This window comes from Pseudomonas sp. GW821-FHT01C01 (genome assembly GCF_059422645.1).
This window is the reverse complement of record NZ_JBWKXF010000010.1, coordinates 64,059-86,234: the sequence shown is the minus strand read 5'-3', so window position 1 is coordinate 86,234 and position 22,176 is coordinate 64,059. Positions and strand designations below refer to the sequence as shown.

The following is a 22,176-nucleotide window of genomic DNA, read 5'->3' as shown; positions in this document are numbered from 1 at the left end:
ATTGTCTGTGGCTGTCTATTGCGAGTGAATCGCGGTATACAGCGCAGGTTCGAGCCGTTAACGTAAAGCAAAGCCGTTTATAGAGGAAGGACTCGTGGAACACTCGCTCTTAGTTTGGTTGTTACCGACTCTTGCCCTGGTTGTGGGTGTCGCCATTGGATTCCTGATCGCTCGCCTTGCGCCGAATGCCGCGCCTAGCAGCACACAACGTCAGCTGGACGATGTTCAGGAACGTTTCGACAGTTATCAGAACGAGGTGGTGACCCACTTCAACAGCACTGCGAGCCTGGTCAAGAAACTGACTGCGAGCTATCAGGAAGTGCAGGATCATCTCGCCGAGGGCGCCAACCGCCTGGCCCTGGACGAACAGACTCGCCAACGCCTGCTGGCTTCCCTGCACGCCGATGCGGCACAGGCACCCCGTGAACGCCTGACGCCACCACGCAATCAGGAGCCGCCTCGCGACTACGCACCGAAAGCCCCGAACGCGCCAGGCATGCTCGATGAGCATTACGGCCTGAAAAAGTAATCAGGTTTCGCGCATAGCAAAAAGCCCCCGGACAATCACTTGTCCGGGGGCTTTTTTGTTTCTGTTTCCAAATTTCTGTTGCCTGGCCTGGCCTCTTCGCGGGCAAGCCCGCTCCTACATTTGCACGTATTCCAATGTGGGAGCGGGCTTGCTCGCGAAGGGGCCGGATCTGACAACACAAAAAAAACCGCCCGACCTGTTAAGGATCGGGCGGTTTTTTTACGCCTGGGGTTCAATCAGACGATCAAGGGTACTGCTGAACCGTACCTTGCTGCTGGGCACCGTACTGCTGGCCCGGAATCGCCTTGAGGTTGACCTCTACGCGGCGGTTCTGTGCCCGGCCATTGATGTCGCCGTTGCTGGCAACCGGGCTATCCGGACCGGCGCCGCGAGCGCTCAGGTTGGCACCGCTGACACCTTGCGAAGTCAGGTAGGTTGCCACGCTCTGGGCACGACGCTGGGACAGGTCCATGTTGTGCTGGCGGCTGCCGGTGCTGTCGGTATAGCCGACGATCTCGATCTGGTTCTGGTTGAACTCTTTCAGCGAGCCCGCCAGGTTGTTCAGCGGCTGATAGAAACTTGGGGCAATGTTCGCCGAATCGGTAGCGAACGTGATGTTGCCAGGCATGATCAGCTTGATCTGGTCGCCCTGGCGCTGCACTTCAACACCGGTGTTGGCCATGCTGGCGCGCAGCTTTTTCTCTTGCTGATCGGCGTAGTAGCCGTAGCCGGCGGCGGAAGCACCGACCACTGCCGCACCGATCAGCGCGCCCTTGCCACGGTTATCGTGGTTGATGGCAGCACCGGCCAGCGCACCGGCCAGAGCGCCGAGGCCACCGTATTTCGCGGTCTTGCTCATGCCTTCGGAACCGCTATCCGCCTGGCCCTGTGCCTGGCCCTGACCGCCGTAAGGGTTAGGCGAGGCACAACCGGACAAAACGGCCACAGCCGTAGCGACAATAATCAAACGACGCGTGGTGAACATGTAAAGCTCCTACTTTTTGCATTCTGTGGTGCAACGGACCAAGGCATCAGCCTTTGCGGGCGTTGGATCATGTTAATCAGTAAAAATTCCAACTGTTACAAATCAGCCCCGAACAAACGGATTCTCGCGCATTTCGTCGCCCAGCCGGGTATCCGGACCATGTCCGGCTACCACGGTCGCGTCTTCGTCGAGGGTATACAGCCGCTGTTTGATCGAGCGCACGATGGTCGCCTGATCGCCACCCCACAAATCCGTGCGCCCGACGCCGCGACGAAACAGCGTATCACCGGCGATCAGCAGCTTAGCCTCTGAAAACCAAAAGCTCATGGAGCCCGGTGTATGGCCCGGCGTGTGCAGCGCCACGCCGCAGCCGCAGGCCAGTTCTTCATCATCGGCCAGCCAGCGGTCCGGGGACGGCACCGGGGTATAAGGGACGCCGAACATCTGGCACTGCATTTCCAGGTTATCCCACAGAAACTGGTCTTCCTTGTGTAAATGCAGGGTCGCACCGGTTTTCTCTTTGAGTTGACCGGAGGCCAGGAAGTGATCGAGGTGCGCATGGGTGTGAATGATGCTGACCACTTTCAACCCCAAGGCGTCGAGCCGCGCCAGGATCAGCTCATGATTGCCACCCGGATCGACGACGATGGCCTTTTTCGTCACCGGATCGCCGATGATCGTGCAGTTGCACTGCAAAGGGCCGACGGGGAAAGTTTCGCGGATTAAGGTGGGTTGCTGGGACATCGGGGCCTGCTCGATAAACGGGGACGAGCGATTTTCGCACAATTGAGTATCCAGCCAATGGCCACGATGTGTAACGTGAAAAATACTTAACCCAGTACTCCCAACTCCTTGGCCCGCGCCACGGCCTGCGTGCGTCGCTCGACCCCGAGCTTGCTGTTGATGTGGCTGGCGTGGGTCTTGACCGTGTGCAGGGAGATAAACAGCTGATCGCTGATTTCCTGGTTCGAACAACCTTGGGCGATCAATCGCAGGACCGCCAATTCCCGCGTGCTGAGCTGTTCCGCGGCCGCGCAGGACTCCAGCCCGGGACGGGCAGCCAATGCCGGCAGTTTTTCACTGAGGCTCAGGGAAACGGGGGTTGGCGGACAGAGTTGCAGCTGCCCCCGCAGCCAGTCCGGGTGTTCGGCCAGCAAGCCCTCAAAGGGTTGCAGCACCCCTCCGCCGGCGGCGTCCAGCGCCTGAGCCAGTGCCTTGCGTGCTTCCGGTTCGCGCCCGCTGCCAAGCAATAACATCACTTTCTGGGTCAACGCCATGGCACTGAGCATCTGCCGACCGCTTTGCTGGCCATGTTCCAGCAGCGCATTCAAACGCCCTTCGGCCAGCATCGGTTGGCCCTGGGTGACTTCCAGCAAGGCTTGTTGCAATTCGATATGCAGCGGCAATTGCGGGTGGAATTCCGGTGGTGCCGCGCCGTTTTCGCCGTTATAGGTCTGCCCCAGACGCGCCAGCCAGGCTTCGGCCAGATCGGTGCGTCCCTGGGCCAGCCAGAGTTCACATTTGACCAGGGTGATCATCGCCAGGTAGTAGATCGGCGGCACGTCCCAGATGTGCATCAGCCGTTCGGCTTCGGCAAGTTCGGCAAAGGCCTTGGCGAACTCGCCGCTGCTGCCTTCCAGCCTGGCAATCACGCAGTGGCCGATGAGCACGCTGATGTCACGACAGGCGCGCGCCTCGCTCAAACCGGCCTGCAATCGCACCCGCGCCACTTGCGGTTGCATGCGCAGGGCCAGCAAAAAGCCTTCGTACAAGGTCAGCCGGGCGCGAACCGCATACAGCCGTTGCGCAGACAAGCTCTGCAGGCGCTCCAATCCCTGACGGACCTCTTCCAGCGCCCGACAGACTTCCCCGCGCGCTTGCAGAACCCGGGCGCGATCGTAGTGCGCCAATGCTTCGAATAACGGGTTGCCGACCCGCTGTGCCAGCTCCAGCGACTCGCGGTTCAGCCCCCTTGCCCGCCACAAATCACCGTCGGCAATGGCCAGGTTGGACAAGGTCGAGAGACACATCAGGCGCTGGCCGTAACGCTTGGACGGAAGGCTGTCCAACGCTTCGCGGCAGTACCGCTGCGTCAGTTCGCGGTTGCCGCGCCCACGGGCAATGATGCCACTCAACGCCAGCCATTGAGCCAGCATGGACTTCTGTGCGGTGGCCGACGGCGCGGGCAGGAAGCGGCTCAAATGACTGGCCAGTTCCTCGGCCGCATCCAGTTGGCAAGCCATGCCCAGCGCCCAGCTATAGAGCACGATCAGCCGCGGCGTGCTGATCAGCAAGCTGTCAGGCAAGTCCATTTTCCAGCGCAGTAACATGCCGACGTTCTGCTCGGCCAGCAATTGCTCTTCGGAGAGGTTCTGTACCAGGTTCGCCGCGACGTCCAGATGACCGGCGCGCAAGGCCTGCTCCACGGCCTCATCGAGCAACCCCTGGGCATTGAACCAGCGGCAGGCACGCAGGTGCAGGCTGGCGGCCGGCACCATCGACTGGGAAGTCGGCCGCGTGCGCAACAGATCGGAAAACAAGTGGTGGTAACGATACCAATGGCCATGTTCGTCCAGCGGCACCAGGAACACCTGATGGGCGAGCAGGAAGCGCAGGATCTCCCCGCTGTCATGGGCGTCGCGAACGGCATCGCACAGTTCACTGCAAAAACGCTCTTGGGGCGCCGTGTCGTAGAGGAACGACTGGACCTCGGCGGGCAGGCAATCGATGACCTCTTCGAGCAGATAATCGCGGATCAGCCCTTCCCCACCGTGCAACGATTGCGGCAGCGCGCCATCGGTGCCCGCCTCCGAGGCGGCCAGCAGCCAGAAGCGCAGCCCCGCGACCCAGCCTTCGCTGCGCTGGATCAGGCTTTCCAGTGCCTCACCGCGCAAGGAACTGCTGTGCCGGTCGAGCAGGCTCAAGGCCTCGTCATGGGTCAGGCGTAAATCCTGTTCATGCAACTCAAGCAGTTGCCGTGACAGCCGCAGCCGCGCCAGGTGCCAGTCGGGACGCTGGCGACTGGTGACCATCACCAGCAAACCATCGGGAAGATGATTGAGGAAAAATTGCAGGCAACGGTCCAGCACCGGCCCCTGGGCCAGATGGTAATCATCCAGCACCAGCAGCAATGGCGCCGCCGTGGACAGGTGCCCGGCCAATTCGTCGAGCAGTCCGTCCAGCCATTCTTCGAACGCGAAGGGCTGATGGCGCTGGCGCATTTTCAATAGACCGAGGGATTGTCTGCCCAAGTGCGGAAAATAGTCCTGAAGGCCTTCCAGCAGGCGCTCGAGAAAACGCCCCGGGTCACTGTCTCGCGGGCTCAACCCCAGCCAGAGACTTTGCCAGTGCGCCGGCAACCCCTGACAAAACTCCACCGCCAACGAACTCTTGCCGAACCCTGCCGGTGCGCTGACCAGCAACAACCTGCCACCGAGCCCGGCACTCAGGCGCTCGCACAAACGTGGGCGCAACACATGGCCGTCGGGCAACGGCGGGCGGAAGAAGCGCCCGTCGAGTGTCGCGACAGCAACGTTTGCAGAACCTGGGGGTGTAGACAAATCAGTCATAGCCGGCTCTTGTTTGAATTGCGGGTGGCGGCGTTGCAGATGTCCGCAGCCTAGCCGTAAACGGATAGGGAATGAAGGTAATTGCTACAAATGGCTACAAAAAGTCTACAAACAAAAAAAAACGCCCCGAACCAGTCGGGGCGTTTTTCAGAGGGTGCGGCCTCTATTCAGTTCACCTCAGCGAACACCATCCTGACGCAAGGCGGCCGGGGTGAAGTCGCTGGTGGTTGCCTGGAAGCCGAAGTCATAAGCCGACTTCTCTTCGTTCTTCATGCCCAGTGCCAGGTAACGACCCGATTGCAGGTCATACAGGGCTTCGAGGGCATACCACGGCACTTGCTTGTCGTAGTAGTTCTCGGCATGCGCCTCGGCAACGCGCCACAGTTGACCACGACCGTCGTAATGGTCGATGACTGCTGCCTGCCAGGTGTCTTCGTCAATGAAGAAGTCACGCTTGGCGTAGATGTGACGCTGACCTTCCTTCAGGGTTGCAACCACATGCCACACACGACGCAACTCGTAACGAGCCAGGTCCTGGTTGATGTGGCCGGCCTTGATGATGTCGGCGTACTTGAGCTTCGGATCGTCGAGCTTGTAGGCATCGGAGGCGATGTACATCTCCTGCTTGCCTTCGAGCTTCCAGTCGTAACGATCCGGTGCACCGTTGTACATGTCCAGGTTGTCGGAAGTACGCAGGCCGTCGGCGGCAGTGCCCGGGCCGTCATAGGACACTTGCGGTGCACGGCGCACACGACGCTGGCCGGCGTTGTAGACCCACGCCGAGCGCGGCTCCTTCACCTGGTCGAGGGTTTCGTGCACCAGCAGTACACCACCGGCCAGACGTGCCGGCGCGGTCACTTTCTGCTTGAAGTAGAACAGGATGTTGCCCGGGTTTTTCGGGTCGTAATCCTTCATCTTGTCGCGGAACACGAACTGATCCTGGAAGTACACCAGGCTGAACGAACCGTTCGGCTGTGGTGTGGCCTGGGTTACCAGACGGGTCACGCTGCCCCCGCGATAGCGGGTGATGTGGTTCCAGATGACTTCCACGCCGGTTTTCGGAATCGGGAACGGCACGGCCGTTTCGAAGTTCTCCAGACCGTTACCGCCGGACACCAGGTTGGTGTTGGTGGCGTTGCGCTTGATGGCGGCGAACACGTCATCCGGCACGGTGGCACCGCGGTGAGACGGGTACACCGGCATCTTGAAGGTTTCCGGGTAGCGCTTGAACATCGCGTACTGGCCTGGGGCAAGCTTGGCCTTGTACTGGTCGACGTTCTGCGCCGTGATGGTGAACAGCGGCTTTTCGCTGGCGTACGGATCGGACAGGAAGCCTTTGCTGTCGACCGAACCGGCGTTCTTCGGCATCGGTTTCCAGGCCGGGATCGAACCGTCGGCGTTACCCGCCATTTCGGCGCCCATCGGGGTCAGGCTCTTGCCCAGTTTGTCGGCCTCAGCCGCAGGGACCGCCGCCATGACGCTGGTCGCCAGCAGCGAAAGACCCAGAACACCAGCGTGGAACAGACTCTTTGTTATTTTCATATGTGCGTTCGTCCTGAAAATACAGTGCTTAGAAGTTCACGCCGAGGCTGAGCGCAACGAAGTCGCGGTCATCCACGGTGGTGTACTTGCCGTCGAAGAAGTTGGTGTAAGCCAGGCTCGCGGTGTAGGTGTTCTGGTACTCGGCGTCGACACCCAGGCTCACCGCCTTGCGGCCTTCCTCAAAGTTGCCGCCAGGGCCAGGGGAATAACCGCTCACGTCATGGGACCAGGCAACGTTCGGCTTGAGGTTCACACCGGCAAACACGTCGTTGTATTCCCAGATGGCGCGACCGCGGTAGCCCCACGAAGTCGGGGTGGTGAAGCCTTCGTTGGTGCAGTTGCGGCTGCGGTTGTTGGTCGGAGTACCCGGACCGGCACCGTTGATGGTGCTGGTGTTGAGCGCCACGCAGGTATCGAGCGCGCCAGAGGCTGGCAATTCACCCGGGCCGTAGACCGGATCGCGGCCATAACGAACGTCGGAAGTGCTTTCCAGGCCGCCAACGTGGGTCACGCCCACTTCACCCACCAGGGTCAGACGGCTGGCGCCCATGACCTGGTCGAAGAAGTGCGTCAGGGTGGTCTGGAACTGGGTGACTTCCTTGCGACGATACCCGTGCAGGTCTTGACCCGGCACGCCGGTCAGCAGCGATGCATTGGTCAACGGGTTATTCGGGTTGTTATTGCCCAAAGGACGCACACCGGAGAACAGGATGTCGGTGGAGTTGAGCTGCACCGGAGCGTTCGGACGGTAGCTGATCTCACCGCTCCACGCCGTACCGGTAGGCAGGGTAGTGGAGAAGCTCAAGCCATACAGGCGAATGTCCTCGGGGTATTCGATGAAGTATTGCGAATTGCCTGCCACCAGCAGTGGCCCGAGTGCCGCGAACGGACCAGGGAGTCCCGCGGCCGTGTTGTAGACCGATTGCGGCGCACCGGTGGCGCTGAAGATCGGTGCACGGCTGTGGTAGTTCATGAAGTAGGCGCCGAACTCGGTGTCCAGCGGATCGAACATGTACTTGAAGGACGCGCCCCATTGACCGCTGTCGCGGGCATCACGATCCGGGCCACGACGCACCAGAACACCTTCTTCGTTGACGTCGACGCCGTTGGCGGCCAAAGGCCCCAGGGCAATGGCCGGAATTTGCGAGCGCTTGTTCAGCACGCGCAGGTTGTTGTCGCAGCCGTCGGCAACGATGTCCGGTTGAGAGAAGAACGTGCCGCAGTTATCGACGACGGTCTGGTCCCATTCAATTTGATAGAACGCTTCGGCCGAGAGGTTTTCGGTCAGGCTCTGGGACACATAGAACATGTTGACCGGGATCAGGCCTTCCTTGATCTCGGCACCCGGACGACGGAACGCGGACACGTCGATCGGGTTGATCGAGTTGATGCCGCCACCGATGAAGGTACTTTCACCCCAGCTCACGACCTGCTTGCCCAGGCGCACGGAGCCTGGCTGATCGGCGATGGAGTAGTTGTGGTAGACGAAGGCGTCGAGGAGTTGAGTGCCAGCGGACTTGGCGCCTTCCTTGCGACCGTCGTCACTGATGTCCTTGAACGGACGGCTTTCGTCTTTCAGTTCAAAGTCGTACCAATACTTGCCACGGACGAAAACACCGGTATCGCCGTATTTCAGTTCAAGGTCATGGATGCCCTTGAAGATCTTCGAGAAGGTTTCCCCGCTCTTGAAGTTCAGGTGACCGTCATCAGAGGTCTGCGACAGACCCTTGCCGCCGTTGTTGACACCAATCAGGTTCTTGTTCGGCTGCTGAGTAGACCAACTGGCACCAATCGACAGGGATGAGTCGAACTGACCTTCGATTTCACCAACGTTGAAACTGACGCCGAATGCTGGCCCGGCGAGCGTAGAGGCAAGACTGACAGCCAGGGGCAGTTTCGCCCGGCGCCAGAACTGGTTTACTGATGTCATCGACCCTACTCCATGTGCATTTTATTTTTATGGCAGTGAGCACTTCTAAAAACGCCGTGGATAACCGGGAGCCATGGCATCCCAAAGTCATTCCAAAGTTGCATCGCCCCGGTTCGTGCGGTTGCCCCGTTCTTAAAAATCCTTGAGCGGACTATAGCCAGCAGGTAGTAGCGCTTGATCCCTCTAAAGTGTGATTTGCAGTTGCCAGCCACTCTGGAACAGTCCTTTCGCCAGTCCGACACCCGTCGGCCCGGCAAGGATGGCTGAAAATTTTGATTTGACAAGCCAAGCGCTTGCTTGGTGGGGCTGGCGTGCCCTTTCGGGCACGCCGAGAGGCGCTTAAAGCGTCGAGAGGAAGGTGCTGTTGGTGGCTTGCCATTCGGTGATGTCGACACGAATGCGCTTCTTGTCGAGTTTGCCGACGCTGGTCTTGGGAATTTCAGTAACAAGGGCGATCTGGCTCGGAATCGCCCACTTGCTCAAGTGTCCCAGTTCCACAAACGGCTTGAGGTGTTCCTTGAGTTCCCGGGCCCCGATCGAATGCCCCTCACGGATCACCAGCAGGGCGAACGGCCGCTCGCCCCACTGCGGATCGGGGATCCCCACCACCGCTACTTCGCGTACCGCCACATGACGGCTGATCAGGTCTTCCAGATCCAGGGAGGAGATCCACTCGCCACCGGTCTTGATCACGTCCTTGATGCGGTCACGAATGTCGATCACCCCCATGCTGTCCAGGGTCGCCACATCACCGGTGTGCAGCCAGCCTCCGGCCCAGAGCTCGGCGCCCTTTTGCGGCTCGTTGAAATAACCCTCGGTGAGCCATGGCGCGCGTAACACCAGCTCGCCCTGGGTCTCGCCGTCGGCGGGCAGGAAGTTGCCCTCGGTGTCGACGATCGCCGCCTCCACCAGCGGCCCGGGCACGCCGGCCTTGATCCGGTAGGTGGTGCGTTCGTCTTCGGTGCCGGCCATCAATTCGTCGTTGAGGTGCGCGCACGACACTAGCGGCCCGGTTTCCGACATGCCGTACGCCGCGGTCAACTGAATGCCTTTGGCCTTGGCCGCCTCGTACAGCGTGCGGTTCAGGGCACTGCCGCCGATGACGATTTTCCAGCCGCCGAAGTCGACGTTCTGCGCGGCCTTGGCATTGAGGACCATCTGCAGGATGGTCGGCACGCAATGGGAGAACGTGACCTTCTCCTTGCGCCACAACTCCACCAGGTATTCCGGGTCATAGCGGCCGGGATACACCTGCTTGAGCCCGAGCATGGTCGCCACATACGGCAAGCCCCAGGCGTGGACGTGGAACATCGGGGTGATTGGCATGTACACGTCATTGGTGCCCAGCAGGCGCACGCTATCGATCGCGCCCATGATGGTCGACACGCCCATGGTGTGCAGCACCAGTTGCCGATGGGTGAAGTACACGCCCTTGGGATTGCCGGTTGTGCCGGTGGTATAGAACGTGGTCGCGACCGAGTTTTCGTCGAAATCCTCGAAGTCGTACTGCGGGCTCGCCGCTGCCAGCAGTTGCTCGTATTCGCCGACGAGGTTCGGCAGGTCCGCGTTTTTTTCCGGCTGGTCAGTCAGCAGCAGGGTTTTCTCGACCGTAGTCAGTTGCCCCTCGATTGCCTTGTAGAGGCCGACAAATTCGCTGTTGACCAGCACAAAGCGGTCCTCGGCGTGGTTCATGGTGTAGAGGATCTGCTCCGGCGACAGCCGCACGTTGATAGTGTGGATCACCGCGCCAATCATCGGGATGGCGAACATGCATTCCAGGTAACGATGGCTGTCCCAGTCCATCACACCCACGGCATCCCCGGGCTTGACCCCGGCCGCCGTCAGCACATTGGCCAGGCGGGCCACCCGTTCGATCAGGGTCGGGTAGCTGTAGCGCAACTTGTCGCGGTAGATGATCTCGCGGGTTTTCTCATAACGGGTACCGGACATCAGCAGCCGTTTGATCAACAGCGGGTACTGGTAAGCGCCTTCGGCCGGGGGAATAACGCGAGTCTGCAACATAAGAATCCCTTTAATCTGACTGCACGGTCGTGACTGAAAGTACGCACTGTAGTGCCCTTGAACGCCAGCCAAATCAGCCAAAGGAATGATTTGCAGAGCCCCGTAGATGCTAGCGTTACGCCATCATTCGTGAGGTTTGATCATCTGTAGGAGCGAGCTTGCTCGCGATGACCCCGGGATTACCGCGGGGTCAGATATCAAGTGTTATCGTTGACGAGCATCGCGAGCAAGCTCGCTCCTACAGCAATAAGTATCTGATCAATGCATCTCGGTAAAAGCCAGCTTTACGCCAATTGCAATCAGCACCGCGCCCATGGTCCGGTCGAACCAGTGGCCCATGCGAGCGAAACCGGCGCGTACGCGCTGCTGGCTGAACAACATCGCCACCAGACAGAACCAGACCGCTGTCGCCGCTGCCAGGTAAACCCCGTAACCGGCCTGCACGGCCAGTGGCGTGTGCGGGTTGATGACCACGGTGAACAGCGAGAGGAAAAACAGCGTGGCTTTCGGGTTGAGACCATTGGTGACGAAACCTGAGGTGAAGGCACCACGGGCCGTGCGCTCGCCGGCTTCCTTGTGCAGATCGTCCGCCACAGGCTTGGCCGGTTGCGCGCGCAGCGCCTTGTAACCGATGTACAGCAGGTAAGCAGCGGCGGCCCATTTCAAGGCATTGAACAGCACAATCGACTGGGACACGATCAGGCCGATCCCCAGCAGGGAATAACCCACGTGCAGGAAAATCGCTGTACCCACACCCAGCGCGGTCCAGGTGCCTGCGCGGCGACCGTGGGTAACACTCTCACGCACCACGACGGCGAAGTCCGGGCCGGGGCTGGCCACGGCCAGCAGGTGAATCAGGGCAACGGTCAAGAACTCTGTCCAGTACATGGGGGCTCCTCTGGGGCAGATTGATCAATAAAAATTCTGACGCGAACTCAGTTTCTGTGGCGAGGGAGCTTGCTCCCGCTCGGCTGCGTAGCAGTCGCAAAACCGGATAATACGTAATGGTTGAACAACTCGGGTTGCCTGGGTTGGGGCCGCTCCGCAGCCCAGCGGGAGCAAGCTCCCTCGCCACGGGTTTGGTATAACCGAGGCTTTGCGTATCTATTTATTTCATCTGGTAGGCTCGGCAGATTACGCCTTCAGTTCATTGCACAAAAGGTACAGTTGATGACGAACACTCGCCGCGCCGTTTTCCTCGACCACCCGTCCCTGGACCTCGGCGACCTTGACCTCAACCCGCTGCGCAGTTGTTTCAGCGATTTGCAGCTGTTCGCCCAGACCTTGCCCGATCAAGTCATCGAACACCTCAAGGGCGCCACCGTCGCCATCAGTAACAAGATCCTGATCGACGCCGCCGCCATGGCCGCCAGTCCCGACCTGAAGTTGATCCTGATCACCGCCACCGGCACCAACAACGTCGACCTCGCCGCCGCCCGCGCCCACGGGATTACCGTGTGCAACTGCCAGGGTTACGGCACGCCATCGGTGGCGCAGCACACGATCATGTTGCTGCTCAACCTGGCCACGCGCCTGGCCGATTATCAAAAAGCCGTCGGCGAAGGCCGATGGCAACAGGCCAAACAGTTCTGTTTGCTGGATTACCCGATCGTCGAACTCGAAGGCAAAACTCTTGGCCTGCTGGGTCATGGCGAATTGGGCGGCGCAGTCGCACGGCTGGCTGAAGCCTTTGGCATGCGCGTTCTGCTGGGACAAATTCCCGGACGCCCCGCCCGGCCGGACCGTCTGCCACTGGATGAACTGCTGCCCCGAGTCGATGCCCTGACCCTGCACTGCCCGCTCAACGAACACACCCGCCACTTCATCGGCGCCCGCGAACTGGCCTCGATGAAACCCGAAGCGTTCGTGGTCAACACCGCCCGTGGAGGCCTGATCGACGAACAGGCGCTGGCGGACGCCTTGCGCAACGGGCATTTGGGCGGCGCTGCCACTGATGTGCTGAGCGTCGAACCGCCCATCAACGGCAATCCGCTGCTGGCCCACGATATTCCGCGCCTGATCGTCACCCCGCACAACGCTTGGGGCAGCCGTGAAGCGCGCCAGCGGATCGTCGGTCAAGTGACCGAAAACGCACTGGGATACTTCAGCGGTAAGGCGCTGCGAGTCGTCAGTTGATAAACTGCGGCACTTTTTTCCACGGGAGCAGTTATGGATCCGCGCAGTGAAGTACTGCTTCGTCAGGCCGAGTTATTCCAGGGTTCGGTGCTGTTGGCCGGTTTACCCGCCGACGACTTGCTGGGCCGTCTGCCCGAGGCTCATGGCTGGTGCTGGCACGCCGGCGATCAGGCCGCGCTGGACGCCCGCTTCGCCGAGCGCAGCCATTTTGGCGTGAACGCGCCGGAGCGTGAATTCGATACCGCCGTGGTCTTTCTGCCCAAGGCCAAGGACCTGACCGATTACATTCTCAACGCCCTCGCCTCGCGGCTGGCCGGTCGCAAGCTGTACCTGGTCGGCGAGAAAAAAAGCGGCATCGAAGGTGCCGCCAAACAACTCAACCCATTCGGCAAGCCACGCAAACTCGACAGCGCGCGCCACTGCCAGCTCTGGCTGGTCACCGTGGCCAATGCACCGCAGGCCAAACCGCTGGAAAGCCTGGCGCAGACCTACGAACTGCCGCTGGCCGAAGGCCCGCTGAAGGTGATCAGCCTGCCGGGGGTGTTCAGCCATGGTCGCCTGGATCGCGGCAGCGCGCTGCTGCTGGAACACCTGGACAAACTGCCCAGCGGTCACTTGCTCGATTTCGGTTGCGGCGCCGGGGTTTTGGGCGCGGCGGTGAAACGTCGCTACCCGCACAATCAGGTCACGATGCTGGATGTGGACGCCTTTGCCGCTGCCAGCAGTCGCCTGACCCTGGCGGCCAATGGTCTGGAAGCCGAGGTGATAACCGGTGACGGAATCGATGCCGCCCCGATGGGCTTGAGTGCCATTTTGAGCAATCCGCCGTTCCATGTCGGCGTGCACACCGATTACTTCGCAACAGAGAACTTGCTGCGAAAAGCAGCGAAACATCTGAAAAACGGGGGTGAACTTCGCTTGGTAGCGAATAGTTTCCTGAAGTATCAACCGCTGATCGAAGAGCACCTTGGCGTGTGTGCGATCAAAGCCGAGGGACAGGGTTTCAGAATCTACCGGGCCAAACGCGGATAAAACCTCTTTGAAAAAGAAGGCTTGCCGAAAGGATTTTGCCTAGGCAGAATCCGCTCCGTCCTAGGGGAGTAGTCTCCCACGAGCGCCACGCTCGTCCGGCATGCGTCAACATACTTGGTCCTCAGACCATGGCGCATGCGACCCAAGCATCCACATCAGTTGGATAGCAGGGTTTGACAAGACCTATGACACGCACACCTTACCCGGGGCGGGAAGGCTGTACGTGTCATAGCCGTGTCGACCCGCCCCTTAGGAAAACCCCTGATGCTGGATTCACTACTCGTACCTACCGCAATCGTTGCCTTGGCCGAAATCGGCGACAAGACGCAACTGCTCGCGCTCATTCTCGCTGCCCGTTTCCGCAAGCCCTGGCCGATCATCGCCGGTATCGTCGCCGCGACCCTGGCCAACCACGCGGCCGCCGGCGCAGTCGGTGCCTGGGTCGGCAGTTTCTTCTCGGATACGATGCTGCACTGGATCCTCGCCGCGAGCTTCGCCGCGACCGCACTGTGGACCCTGGTGCCGGACAAGATGGATGACGACGAAGCCAGCACCGCCCGCAAGTTCGGGCCGTTCCTGACCACGCTGATCGCGTTCTTCCTGGCAGAAATCGGCGACAAGACGCAGATCGCGACCGTGATGCTGGCCGCGCAATATCCGGAGTTGTGGCTGGTGATCATCGGTACCACCCTCGGCATGCTGATTGCCAACGTGCCCGTGGTATTGGCCGGTAATTTTGCCGCAGACAAATTGCCATTGACCCTGATCCGTCGACTGGCGGCGTCGGCGTTCTTCATCCTGGCGATTGTCGCGGTGTACAAGGCGATGCAGAGCAGCGGGTGGGTTTGACGAGGTAACGCAGTAGACCGCGTTATCGTTCTTCGCGAGCAAGCCCGCTCCCACATTGGATGTTCAGCGAACACAAAATCTGTGATCAATTCAAAACCAGTGTGGGAGCGGGCTTGCTCGCGAAGAGGCCAGCAGTCTCACCGCATGACGATCAGGACTTCTTGGCCCGCTCGTACAAAGGCATGACCTTCGGAATCGCCGCCTTCAACGCCTCAATACGACTCGCCGATGCCGGGTGAGTGCTCATGAACTCCGGTGGCGCACCTTCCGAAACCTTGCTCATCTTGTTCCACAGGGTGATTGCGGCATTCGGGTTGTAGCCGGCGCGGGCGGCCAGTTCCAGGCCGATCAGGTCCGCCTCGTTTTCATTGGCGCGGCTGTTGGGCAAGGTCATGCCGTAGTTGGCCACGGTATCGGCCAGGGCCATGGTGTCCTGCCCCAATCCCAACAAGGCACCGGCGCCCTGCTTGGCCATTTCGATGCCGTAAGCCTTGGACATCGCTTCACGACCATGCTCGCGCAAGGCGTGGGCGATTTCATGGCCCATGATCGCGGCGATTTCATCGTCGGTCAGTTGCAGGGTGTCGATCAGCCCGGTGTAAAAGATGATCTTGCCGCCAGGGCCGCAGTTGGCGTTGAGTTCATCGCTCTTGATCAGGTTGACTTCCCACTTCCACTGGGCCGCATCCGGACGAAACGTCGGTGCCTGGGCAATCAGCCGGTCGGCAATCACCTGAACCCGCCTGGCTTCATTGCTGGTCTTGTCCAGCACACCTTTGCTGGACGCCTCACCCACTGTCTTCTGATAGGACTGGGCGTACATCTGGTCGACCTCTTGCGAGGACAACATGCTGAACATGTACTGCTTGCGCTCAACGCCTACAGCGCCACCACTGGTGGTGTTGACCGACTGACAACCGGTGAGCAGCAGCGCTGCGCTCAGTGCACTGGCAACCAAAATCTTGTTCATCAAAAAAACCCCTGAAAACATGCCGCGTATCCTAGGCGTGGAAATGTATAGACGCCAGATACAATGAACGTAAGACGCACAATTCGGACAAAGCTCTCATCGCTGTAGAAAAAATTCACATACGACGACAACCCACAGCCCATCACGCCGCACATTGATTCATTTGCGACATCCGGCGCGCAAAAACAATCATTTCAGCGGCCCGCACTCATGCCCGCCCGACACCCTGCCGATACACCTGGGCAGACGTCCTTTCGCGTGCGGAGCCCCCATGAAATTCAAGTCGATCCAGTTTTCCGTGGCGGCCCTTGCCGGCGCCATTGTCCTTAGTGTCGTGGCAGCGCTGGTGGTGTACGCACTGTTTTCCGGCGCCCGGACGCAAGACATGGTCCAGGAACGGACCCAGGCACAATTCGAGCAAGTCATCGAACAACGCCTGACGTCCCTGGCGCAAACCCAGGTCAGCCAGATCCAGCGCGAACTCGAAGCACCGCTGCTGATAGCCGGCGCACTGGTGCGGGTCAATGCCTTGATCGGCACACCGGGTGCCGATGGCGAGCCTGCGCTGAGCCTGAGCCGCGAGCAATTGATCGGTCTGATCAAGGAAAACGTGGTCAAGAACCCGAAGATCCTCGGCACCTACATCGGTTGGGAAAAAGACGCACTGGATCACAACGATGCGGCCTACGTCGGCACCCCGGTGGCCGGCATCGACGCCAGCAACGGGCGCTTCCTGCCCTGGTGGTTCCGCAACGAAGACGGCACCCTGGGCCTGGACAAACTGGTGGACGTCGACGACCAGAAAGTCCTGTCCACCGGCGTGCGCGCCAGCGAGTACTACCTGTGCTCGAAAGAAACCAAAAAATCCTGCGTGATCGATCCGGCGCCCTACAAGGTCGGCGACAAAATCGTCATGCTCGCCTCCTTTATTGAACCGATCATGCTCAACGGCGCCTTCCAGGGCATCGTCGGCGCCGACCTGTCGGTCAACTTCATTCAGGAAATGCTCCTGGGCGCCAACCAGAAGCTCTACAGCGGCGCAGGTGAAATGGCCCTGATCGGTGGCAATGGCCGGATCGTTGCCTACACCAAGGACCCGAGCAAATTCGGCGAGAAGGTCAGCGACATCCTCGACAGCAAGCAGATTGCCAACATGGCCAACCTCAAGCGCGGCGAAGTCACCTACACCGTCGACAAGGCCCAGGGCCGGATCGAGTTGTACCTGCCGTTCGGCATCGGCCAGACCGAAGCCCGCTGGACCCTGATGCTGCAATTGCCACTGAATGCGGTCATGGCCGACCTGCAAAAACTGCAGGCCGACCTGAATGCACAGCGCAAATCCGACACCTTCGGCATGGCGATGGTCGGTCTGGTGATTGCCGGTATCGGTTTGCTGGTGATCTGGCTGGTGGGCCACGGCATCGCCCGTCCGCTCAAGCAGATGGTGGCCATGCTCGACGATATCGCCCAGGGCGAAGGTGACCTGACCCGGCGCCTGACCAGCGACCGCGCCGATGAACTGGGTTCGATCGCCAAAGGCTTCAACACTTTCCTGGCCAAGTTGCAGGCGATGATCACCCAAGTGGTGACGTCGGTGCAGAGCGTCAGTGATTCGTCGGAACACACCGCCGACATCGCCATCCGCACCAACACCGGCGTACACAAACAAATGGCCGAGATCGATCAAGTGGCCACCGCCGTGCAGGAAATGACTGCCACTGCCCAGGACGTGGCGCGCAACGCAACCCAGGCCGCACAGGCCGCCAGCCACGCCGATCAGGCCGCGAGCCAGGGCATGCAGATCGTGCGCGACACCTCGAATTCGATTGGCGCTCTCGCCGTGGAGATCGGCAAGGCCGTCGGCGTGGTGCAAACCCTGGCCAAGGACAGCGAAAACATCAACGCCATCCTCACCGCCATTCGCGGGATCGCCGAGCAGACCAACCTGCTGGCCCTGAACGCGGCCATTGAAGCCGCCCGTGCCGGCGAGCAGGGCCGTGGTTTTGCCGTGGTGGCCGACGAGGTGCGTAACCTGGCGCAGAAAACGCAAAAGGCCACTGAAGAAATCCAGACCATGATCCAGCAATTGCAGCAAGGCACGCGGGACGTGGTGCGAGTCATGGAAGACAGCCAGAACCGCACGGACGAAAGCGTACTGCACGCCTCCAAGGCCGCCGAAGCGCTGGAAACCATTACTCAGGCGGTGTCGGTGATCAACGACATGAACACCCAGATTGCCAGCGCGGCCGAGGAGCAAAGTGCGGTGGCGGACGACATCAACCGCAACGTGATCAACATCGGCCAGGTGGCCAATGAAGTGGCGGGCGGTGCGGATGAGTCGAGCGCGGCGAGTGCGAACTTGACCAAACTGGCCGAGCAGCAGCGGCGGTTGATCAATCAGTTCAGGGTCTGATTCAAAGGCCCCATCGCTGGCAAGCCAGCTCCTACAAGGGATCTGCGGTGTAAACAAATCCCCTGTAGGAGCTGGCTTGCCAGCGAAGGCCTCAGCACACCCGACACATCAACCCGGCGTCAGACACTCCGGCCCATTGAGCTTCGGATCATTCACCATGTTGGCCAGCACCCGTTCGCGCAACGCGGCAGGTTCACTGGCCAGCAATGCTTGCAAAGCATGCAGCGGCGTCTCGGGGTCCAGCCACGCGGCCTGCCCCGCCTCATCAAGAATCAACGGCCGCCGCTGGCTCGCCGCCGGTTGGGTAATCACGGCGGTACTCAGCCAAACCTGCTCCTGGACCGGATACGCCTCCCAGATCGCCGCAAAAAACAATGACGAGCCCTCCCCCGGTGTCAGCCAGTACGGGCGCTTGCGCGTCGTTCCGCGCCATTCGTAGAAACCGTTGGCCGGCAACAGGCAACGCCGCAAGCGCAGGGCTTCGCGAAACATCGGTTGTTCGGCAACGGTTTCGGCGCGGGCATGGGCCGGGGTGCGAGACAGATCGGTCAGCCAGGGTGGCGTCAGGCCCCAGCGGGCGCGGGCCAGCGTGCGCTGGCCATCAGGCCCGGCCCGCAGCATCAACACCGAATCATTGGGGGAAATGTTCCACTGCGCCTGCTGGTCGGCGGGAAAACCGGGCAGCGCCGCGAAGGCGGGATTCCAGCGAAACAGGGCATAACGTCCACACATGGGGCAACACGGCTCTTGATCAAACGAACGCCAGCCTAACAGACCAGCGTGCCGGGAAAGCTCTCCGGTTCATCGCCGGACAGCGGCAGCGCGGCATTGTACGCGGTGATCAGCTCGCGGGCGTATTCGGCCTGGTCGTTATCGACCGACAGCCCGAGCAGGCCATAGATCGGCAACTCGCCACTGCCACCGAGCAAATCACGGCCCACCAGATGCGCCTCGATACCCTCGCTGGCGAGCATGCCTTGCAGCAACTCGCCTTCCATCAGGTTTTCCGGATCGTAGATTCGCTGCATATGCGCCCTCAATCGTTTTCACTGAAAACCTCGAGATGCCATTCCTCACCGTGAACCTGCAAAACAAAGGTTATTGGCTTGCAGCACACCTGACAGTCTTCAATATAGGTCTGATCGCCACCGGACAAATCCAGAGTAGTCTCAACCTCCTCACCACAATACGGACATTCATACTGCGCAGTTTCCAGCATCGCGGTCTCCCAAGTGACTTGTGCGTATAATCGCCGGTCTATTTGCAGGGCTATTTTTGTCTGGCTACTTTTTCAGACCGTGCCCCGCCGGTTTTCGATCAAAACCTTTACTTACCCTAGCCGTTTCTAACAAGAGAGCATGATGGGCGAATTCGATGCCATCCGACCTTACGACGACAGTGAAGTCCCGGCAGTGCTGGCACGACTGCTCGGCGACAAGGCGTTTCTAGATATCCTCACCCACTTCAGCTTTCCGCGTTTTGCCGGCGCTTTAGGTTGGGCACTCAAACCTTTTATAGCCCATCGGCTGCGCCGTGAGTTTGCCGGCGTGACCTCCGTGGCCACGCTGCAGGACAAAGTCGAGCATTACGTCGACCATACCATTGAGCGCGCCACCGACGGAGTTACCTATACCGGTGTGGAGCAATTCAAGTCCGGCAGTGCCTACCTGTTCATCGCCAACCACCGCGACATCGTGATGGACCCGGCCTTCGTCAACTACGCCGTGTACCACGCCGGCCTGCCGACTCCGCGCATCGCGATTGGCGACAACCTGTTGCAAAAGCCCTTCGTCAGCGACCTGATGCGCCTGAACAAGAGCTTCATCGTGCACCGTTCGATCAGCGGTCGCCGGGAGAAAATGGCCGCGTACCAGTTGCTGTCGGCGTACATCAATCACTCAATCCGCAACGATTGCGCCTCGATCTGGATTGCCCAGGCCGAGGGCCGCGCCAAGGACGGTGACGACCGTACCGAATCGGCGATCCTCAAGATGTTCCACATGAGCCGCAAGGACGAGCCGTTCGGCGAGGTCATTCAGTCGCTGAACCTGACACCGGTGTCGATCAGCTACGAATACGACCCGTGTGATCAGGCCAAGGCCCGCGAACTCTACATCCGCGCCACCACCGGCAGCTACACCAAGGTGCCGGGCGAGGATGACGTGAGCATCGCCAAGGGCATCACCGGCTACAAGGGCCGGGTGCACGTGAACTTTGCCGCGCCGATCACCGAACTGTTCGAAGACACCAAGCAATTGGCGGTCGAGATGGACAAGCAAATCCTCAGCGGATACCGCTTGTTCCCGGTGCACTACCTGGCTTACGCGCAATGGAAAGATGCTGATCCGCAGTTACAGGTGCCGAAGGCTGCCGAGGTGTTCCCGGCCGAAGAACTGTCCAAGGCCCAGGAAGAATGGCAACGCCGCCTGGACGCCTGTCCTGAAGAGCATCGTCCATTCCTGGTGCTGCAATATGCAACGCCGGTGCGTAATCAGTACCGGGTGAAGGCTGGCTTACCGCTGTAAGCGATTTCAATCAGATGCAAAAACGGCGCCCTTGAGGCGCCGCTTTTGTATCGGTTCACCACAACACCTGTGGCGAGGGAGCTTGCTCCCGCTGGGCTGCGCAGCGGCCCCAAACCTGCAAGCACTGTTGTGCCAGGCAAACCGCGTGCACTGTTTTTACGACTGCTGCGCAGTCGAGCGGGAGCAAGCTCCCTCGCCACAGGTGCTGCGTCAAGTCTTTAGACCTGCGTGCTGATCCACGACACCAGCAATGCCATGCCCATGCAGGCAAAGCCGAAGATGTAAAAAAACCGGTTCATGCGCAAGGTCGCCCAATCCAGCGTGGGCTCTACATTGGGGCGACTCTGGCGCTGCGCTTGCAAACTGGCCATCGCGCGCCGTTCGCGTCGACGGGTGGAGTGCAGCAACCAGCCGCCCGGGAAGACAAAGAGCAAGGCCAGCAGATTGACCAATTTGGCGGGATGGGCGGTAAACAGCGTCATCAATTGCAGCGACATCACAAACCTCAGGCAAAACAGGTGTGGCTGGTGCCGAACCGGCGACCGCGGCGCGAATTCTACCGAAAGCCTTAACGCCTGCCCTCTGTTTCCGACAAATAACGAAGCAATTGATCAATGGCTGTCCTGAGTCACGGCTTCGTCATCTGCATCGGCGACCATGCGCGCCTCGAAACCGACACGGACCACGTCATGCTCCACGCCGAAAACCAGGATCGTCTTTACCTCATCACCCCCAGCGAAGAACAACAAACCCTCGTCGGCAGCCTCGCCTTCAACGTTCAAGACCGCCATTGGCTGGTGTATTGCGCCTTGGGCGGGCATCAGCATGCGGATTTGCCGGAAACGGATTTGCTGACCGGTGTGAGTGTGCTGGATTTTTACTCAGAAGCAGCCTGACACCACGCCCCTTGTAGGAGCTGGCTTGCCAGCGAAAGCGTCTGACCATTCAATATAAACGTCGACTGACAGTCCGCCTTCGCTGGCAAGCCAGCTCCTACAGGTGCGGTTACGCATGAAAAAGCCCGGGGCCATTGCTGGCACCGGGCTTTTTCACATCCAGCGAGGTTTATTCGCCGAGAATCTGACCCACGGTCGGGTCCTTGAACAGGCGGGTCAATGCATCACTGAGCACATCGCTGACCAGTTTGGTGTTGGTTTCCTGGTTCGGCGCCATACCGAAGCGCTGGTCCAGGGACGAACCATAACGGCCGCTGTAGCGACGGTTGGCGTTCTGTACGTCCGAGCGGAACGTCGCGCCGATGGTGGCTTCGGTCACGTACAGGCCTTCCTTGGGCGACTGGTACTTCAATTCTGTAAGGGTCACGGTCAGTTGCGGTGCATTCATGGCATTGTTCGTCGGGGTGAAGCCCAACAGGCGCACGGCGGCTTCAGCCTGGGCCTGCAGCTTCGGCAGAATCTGCGCGCCCTGCACGGTAATCGCGCTGGTCTCCGGATACAGACCACCACGGGTACCCAGTGTCGGCGACGGACGACCGTCCACGACACGCACCACGACCGGCTGGCCATGGCCGACCGGGGCCAACTGGGCGGTCAGCTTGGGTTCCGGGCTCAGTTGTTGCGGGCTGTGGGCGCAGCCAACCAGGGTCAAACTGGTCACAGTGATCAAACCGAACAACAGGCGTTGCAACATGCTCTTCTCTCCAGAATCAGGCAC

20 protein-coding genes, 1 pseudogene and 1 riboswitch are annotated in these 22,176 nt (G+C 60.2%); of the genes and pseudogenes, 8 read left to right on the top strand and 13 right to left on the bottom strand.

What is annotated here, in order from left to right; genetic code table 11:
- Nucleotides 1-94: 94 nt before the first annotated feature.
- On the top strand, nucleotides 95-529 hold the full coding sequence (locus AC07XF_RS09820; RefSeq protein ID WP_495026316.1) for a Z-ring associated ZapG family protein: 435 nt from the start codon (nucleotides 95-97) through the stop codon (nucleotides 527-529).
- A gap of 244 nt (nucleotides 530-773) precedes the next feature.
- Here the strand turns inward: AC07XF_RS09820 and AC07XF_RS09815 are convergent, their stop codons facing one another.
- From AC07XF_RS09815 to AC07XF_RS09785, 7 genes are all read right to left on the bottom strand, one after another.
- The gene (locus AC07XF_RS09815) at nucleotides 774-1,514 is read right to left on the bottom strand and encodes a YiaD family glycine zipper/OmpA-like lipoprotein (protein ID WP_007989831.1); all 741 of its coding nucleotides are present in this window, start codon (nucleotides 1,512-1,514) and stop codon (nucleotides 774-776) included.
- A 102-nt stretch (nucleotides 1,515-1,616) separates the two neighbouring features.
- On the bottom strand, nucleotides 1,617-2,258 hold the full coding sequence (locus tag AC07XF_RS09810; protein ID WP_108228478.1) for an MBL fold metallo-hydrolase: 642 nt from the start codon (nucleotides 2,256-2,258) through the stop codon (nucleotides 1,617-1,619).
- A gap of 86 nt (nucleotides 2,259-2,344) precedes the next feature.
- Nucleotides 2,345-5,083 carry a winged helix-turn-helix domain-containing protein gene (locus AC07XF_RS09805; RefSeq protein WP_495026315.1) on the bottom strand — a complete coding sequence of 913 codons (2,739 nt, stop codon included), beginning with the start codon at nucleotides 5,081-5,083 and terminating at the stop codon, nucleotides 2,345-2,347.
- A gap of 177 nt (nucleotides 5,084-5,260) precedes the next feature.
- Nucleotides 5,261-6,625, bottom strand: a complete 1,365-nt coding sequence (locus tag AC07XF_RS09800) for a DUF1329 domain-containing protein (protein ID WP_495026314.1) — start codon at nucleotides 6,623-6,625, stop codon at nucleotides 5,261-5,263.
- A 28-nt stretch (nucleotides 6,626-6,653) separates the two neighbouring features.
- On the bottom strand, nucleotides 6,654-8,555 hold the full coding sequence (locus tag AC07XF_RS09795; RefSeq protein ID WP_495026313.1) for a DUF1302 domain-containing protein: 1,902 nt from the start codon (nucleotides 8,553-8,555) through the stop codon (nucleotides 6,654-6,656).
- 339 nt (nucleotides 8,556-8,894) lie between these two features.
- Entirely contained in the window at nucleotides 8,895-10,577 is a 1,683-nt protein-coding gene (locus AC07XF_RS09790; protein ID WP_495026312.1) for a fatty acid--CoA ligase, read from the bottom strand.
- 258 nt (nucleotides 10,578-10,835) lie between these two features.
- The gene (locus AC07XF_RS09785) at nucleotides 10,836-11,465 is read right to left on the bottom strand and encodes a LysE family transporter (protein WP_204932032.1); all 630 of its coding nucleotides are present in this window, start codon (nucleotides 11,463-11,465) and stop codon (nucleotides 10,836-10,838) included.
- A 282-nt stretch (nucleotides 11,466-11,747) separates the two neighbouring features.
- On the opposite strand from AC07XF_RS09785, the gene AC07XF_RS09780 reads away from it, so the two are divergent.
- From AC07XF_RS09780 to AC07XF_RS09770, 3 genes are all read left to right on the top strand, one after another.
- Nucleotides 11,748-12,713, top strand: coding sequence for a 2-hydroxyacid dehydrogenase (locus AC07XF_RS09780; RefSeq protein WP_495026311.1), 966 nt, complete (start codon nucleotides 11,748-11,750; stop codon nucleotides 12,711-12,713).
- Nucleotides 12,714-12,746: 33 nt separating this feature from the next.
- Entirely contained in the window at nucleotides 12,747-13,745 is a 999-nt protein-coding gene (locus AC07XF_RS09775) for a methyltransferase (RefSeq protein WP_495026310.1), read from the top strand.
- Nucleotides 13,746-13,795: 50 nt separating this feature from the next.
- Nucleotides 13,796-13,920, top strand: a riboswitch (yybP-ykoY riboswitch).
- 89 nt (nucleotides 13,921-14,009) lie between these two features.
- Nucleotides 14,010-14,594 (top strand): TMEM165/GDT1 family protein, encoded by a 585-nt coding sequence (locus AC07XF_RS09770; RefSeq protein WP_008016665.1) that lies wholly within the window; start codon nucleotides 14,010-14,012, stop codon nucleotides 14,592-14,594.
- 151 nt (nucleotides 14,595-14,745) lie between these two features.
- On the opposite strand, the gene AC07XF_RS09765 is transcribed toward AC07XF_RS09770, so the two are convergent.
- On the bottom strand, nucleotides 14,746-15,564 hold the full coding sequence (locus AC07XF_RS09765; RefSeq protein WP_495026309.1) for a M48 family metallopeptidase: 819 nt from the start codon (nucleotides 15,562-15,564) through the stop codon (nucleotides 14,746-14,748).
- Between the two features lie 271 nt (nucleotides 15,565-15,835).
- On the opposite strand from AC07XF_RS09765, the pseudogene AC07XF_RS09760 reads away from it, so the two are divergent.
- Nucleotides 15,836-17,122, top strand: a pseudogene (locus AC07XF_RS09760) (methyl-accepting chemotaxis protein); the annotation flags it as partial.
- Nucleotides 17,123-17,134: 12 nt separating this feature from the next.
- Nucleotides 17,135-17,977, top strand: coding sequence for a methyl-accepting chemotaxis protein (locus tag AC07XF_RS09755; protein WP_495026357.1), 843 nt, complete (start codon nucleotides 17,135-17,137; stop codon nucleotides 17,975-17,977).
- Between the two features lie 108 nt (nucleotides 17,978-18,085).
- Here the strand turns inward: AC07XF_RS09755 and AC07XF_RS09750 are convergent, their stop codons facing one another.
- From AC07XF_RS09750 to AC07XF_RS09740, 3 genes are read right to left on the bottom strand one after another with little or no spacing between them, the layout of a single operon-like run.
- Nucleotides 18,086-18,709, bottom strand: coding sequence for an SOS response-associated peptidase (locus AC07XF_RS09750; RefSeq protein WP_007981312.1), 624 nt, complete (start codon nucleotides 18,707-18,709; stop codon nucleotides 18,086-18,088).
- Between the two features lie 35 nt (nucleotides 18,710-18,744).
- A complete protein-coding gene (locus AC07XF_RS09745) occupies nucleotides 18,745-19,005 on the bottom strand; it encodes a putative signal transducing protein (protein WP_310053940.1) in 261 nt (86 codons plus the stop codon).
- 8 nt (nucleotides 19,006-19,013) lie between these two features.
- Entirely contained in the window at nucleotides 19,014-19,196 is a 183-nt protein-coding gene (locus AC07XF_RS09740; RefSeq protein ID WP_204932018.1) for a zinc ribbon domain-containing protein, read from the bottom strand.
- A 142-nt stretch (nucleotides 19,197-19,338) separates the two neighbouring features.
- Here AC07XF_RS09740 and AC07XF_RS09735 point away from each other — a divergent pair, with 142 nt between their 5' ends.
- Nucleotides 19,339-20,502 (top strand): 1-acyl-sn-glycerol-3-phosphate acyltransferase, encoded by a 1,164-nt coding sequence (locus AC07XF_RS09735; protein ID WP_495026308.1) that lies wholly within the window; start codon nucleotides 19,339-19,341, stop codon nucleotides 20,500-20,502.
- Between the two features lie 218 nt (nucleotides 20,503-20,720).
- Here the strand turns inward: AC07XF_RS09735 and AC07XF_RS09730 are convergent, their stop codons facing one another.
- Nucleotides 20,721-20,999 carry a hypothetical protein gene (locus tag AC07XF_RS09730; RefSeq protein ID WP_495026307.1) on the bottom strand — a complete coding sequence of 93 codons (279 nt, stop codon included), beginning with the start codon at nucleotides 20,997-20,999 and terminating at the stop codon, nucleotides 20,721-20,723.
- Between the two features lie 192 nt (nucleotides 21,000-21,191).
- Here AC07XF_RS09730 and AC07XF_RS09725 point away from each other — a divergent pair, with 192 nt between their 5' ends.
- Complete coding sequence (locus AC07XF_RS09725) at nucleotides 21,192-21,398, top strand: hypothetical protein (RefSeq protein ID WP_253558854.1); 207 nt, start codon at nucleotides 21,192-21,194, stop codon at nucleotides 21,396-21,398.
- Between the two features lie 169 nt (nucleotides 21,399-21,567).
- Here AC07XF_RS09725 and AC07XF_RS09720 read toward each other — a convergent pair whose 3' ends face one another.
- Complete coding sequence (locus tag AC07XF_RS09720) at nucleotides 21,568-22,152, bottom strand: YajG family lipoprotein (RefSeq protein WP_007981326.1); 585 nt, start codon at nucleotides 22,150-22,152, stop codon at nucleotides 21,568-21,570.
- Nucleotides 22,153-22,176: the final 24 nt, after the last annotated feature.

Coding starts and splice junctions, on each gene's coding strand:
- AC07XF_RS09720 (WP_007981326.1), bottom strand. CDS start 22,152: ATGTTGCAACGCCTGTTGTTCGGTTTGATCACTGTGACCAGTTTGACC.
- AC07XF_RS09725 (WP_253558854.1), top strand. CDS start 21,192: ATGCTCCACGCCGAAAACCAGGATCGTCTTTACCTCATCACCCCCAGC.
- AC07XF_RS09770 (WP_008016665.1), top strand. CDS start 14,010: ATGCTGGATTCACTACTCGTACCTACCGCAATCGTTGCCTTGGCCGAA.
- AC07XF_RS09730 (WP_495026307.1), bottom strand. CDS start 20,999: ATGTCGCTGCAATTGATGACGCTGTTTACCGCCCATCCCGCCAAATTG.
- AC07XF_RS09750 (WP_007981312.1), bottom strand. CDS start 18,709: ATGTGTGGACGTTATGCCCTGTTTCGCTGGAATCCCGCCTTCGCGGCG.
- AC07XF_RS09745 (WP_310053940.1), bottom strand. CDS start 19,005: ATGCAGCGAATCTACGATCCGGAAAACCTGATGGAAGGCGAGTTGCTG.
- AC07XF_RS09810 (WP_108228478.1), bottom strand. CDS start 2,258: ATGTCCCAGCAACCCACCTTAATCCGCGAAACTTTCCCCGTCGGCCCT.
- AC07XF_RS09740 (WP_204932018.1), bottom strand. CDS start 19,196: ATGCTGGAAACTGCGCAGTATGAATGTCCGTATTGTGGTGAGGAGGTT.
- AC07XF_RS09790 (WP_495026312.1), bottom strand. CDS start 10,577: ATGTTGCAGACTCGCGTTATTCCCCCGGCCGAAGGCGCTTACCAGTAC.
- AC07XF_RS09800 (WP_495026314.1), bottom strand. CDS start 6,625: ATGAAAATAACAAAGAGTCTGTTCCACGCTGGTGTTCTGGGTCTTTCG.
- AC07XF_RS09765 (WP_495026309.1), bottom strand. CDS start 15,564: ATGAACAAGATTTTGGTTGCCAGTGCACTGAGCGCAGCGCTGCTGCTC.
- AC07XF_RS09795 (WP_495026313.1), bottom strand. CDS start 8,555: ATGACATCAGTAAACCAGTTCTGGCGCCGGGCGAAACTGCCCCTGGCT.
- AC07XF_RS09780 (WP_495026311.1), top strand. CDS start 11,748: ATGACGAACACTCGCCGCGCCGTTTTCCTCGACCACCCGTCCCTGGAC.
- AC07XF_RS09775 (WP_495026310.1), top strand. CDS start 12,747: ATGGATCCGCGCAGTGAAGTACTGCTTCGTCAGGCCGAGTTATTCCAG.
- AC07XF_RS09755 (WP_495026357.1), top strand. CDS start 17,135: ATGATCACCCAAGTGGTGACGTCGGTGCAGAGCGTCAGTGATTCGTCG.
- AC07XF_RS09735 (WP_495026308.1), top strand. CDS start 19,339: ATGGGCGAATTCGATGCCATCCGACCTTACGACGACAGTGAAGTCCCG.
- AC07XF_RS09805 (WP_495026315.1), bottom strand. CDS start 5,083: ATGACTGATTTGTCTACACCCCCAGGTTCTGCAAACGTTGCTGTCGCG.
- AC07XF_RS09815 (WP_007989831.1), bottom strand. CDS start 1,514: ATGTTCACCACGCGTCGTTTGATTATTGTCGCTACGGCTGTGGCCGTT.
- AC07XF_RS09785 (WP_204932032.1), bottom strand. CDS start 11,465: ATGTACTGGACAGAGTTCTTGACCGTTGCCCTGATTCACCTGCTGGCC.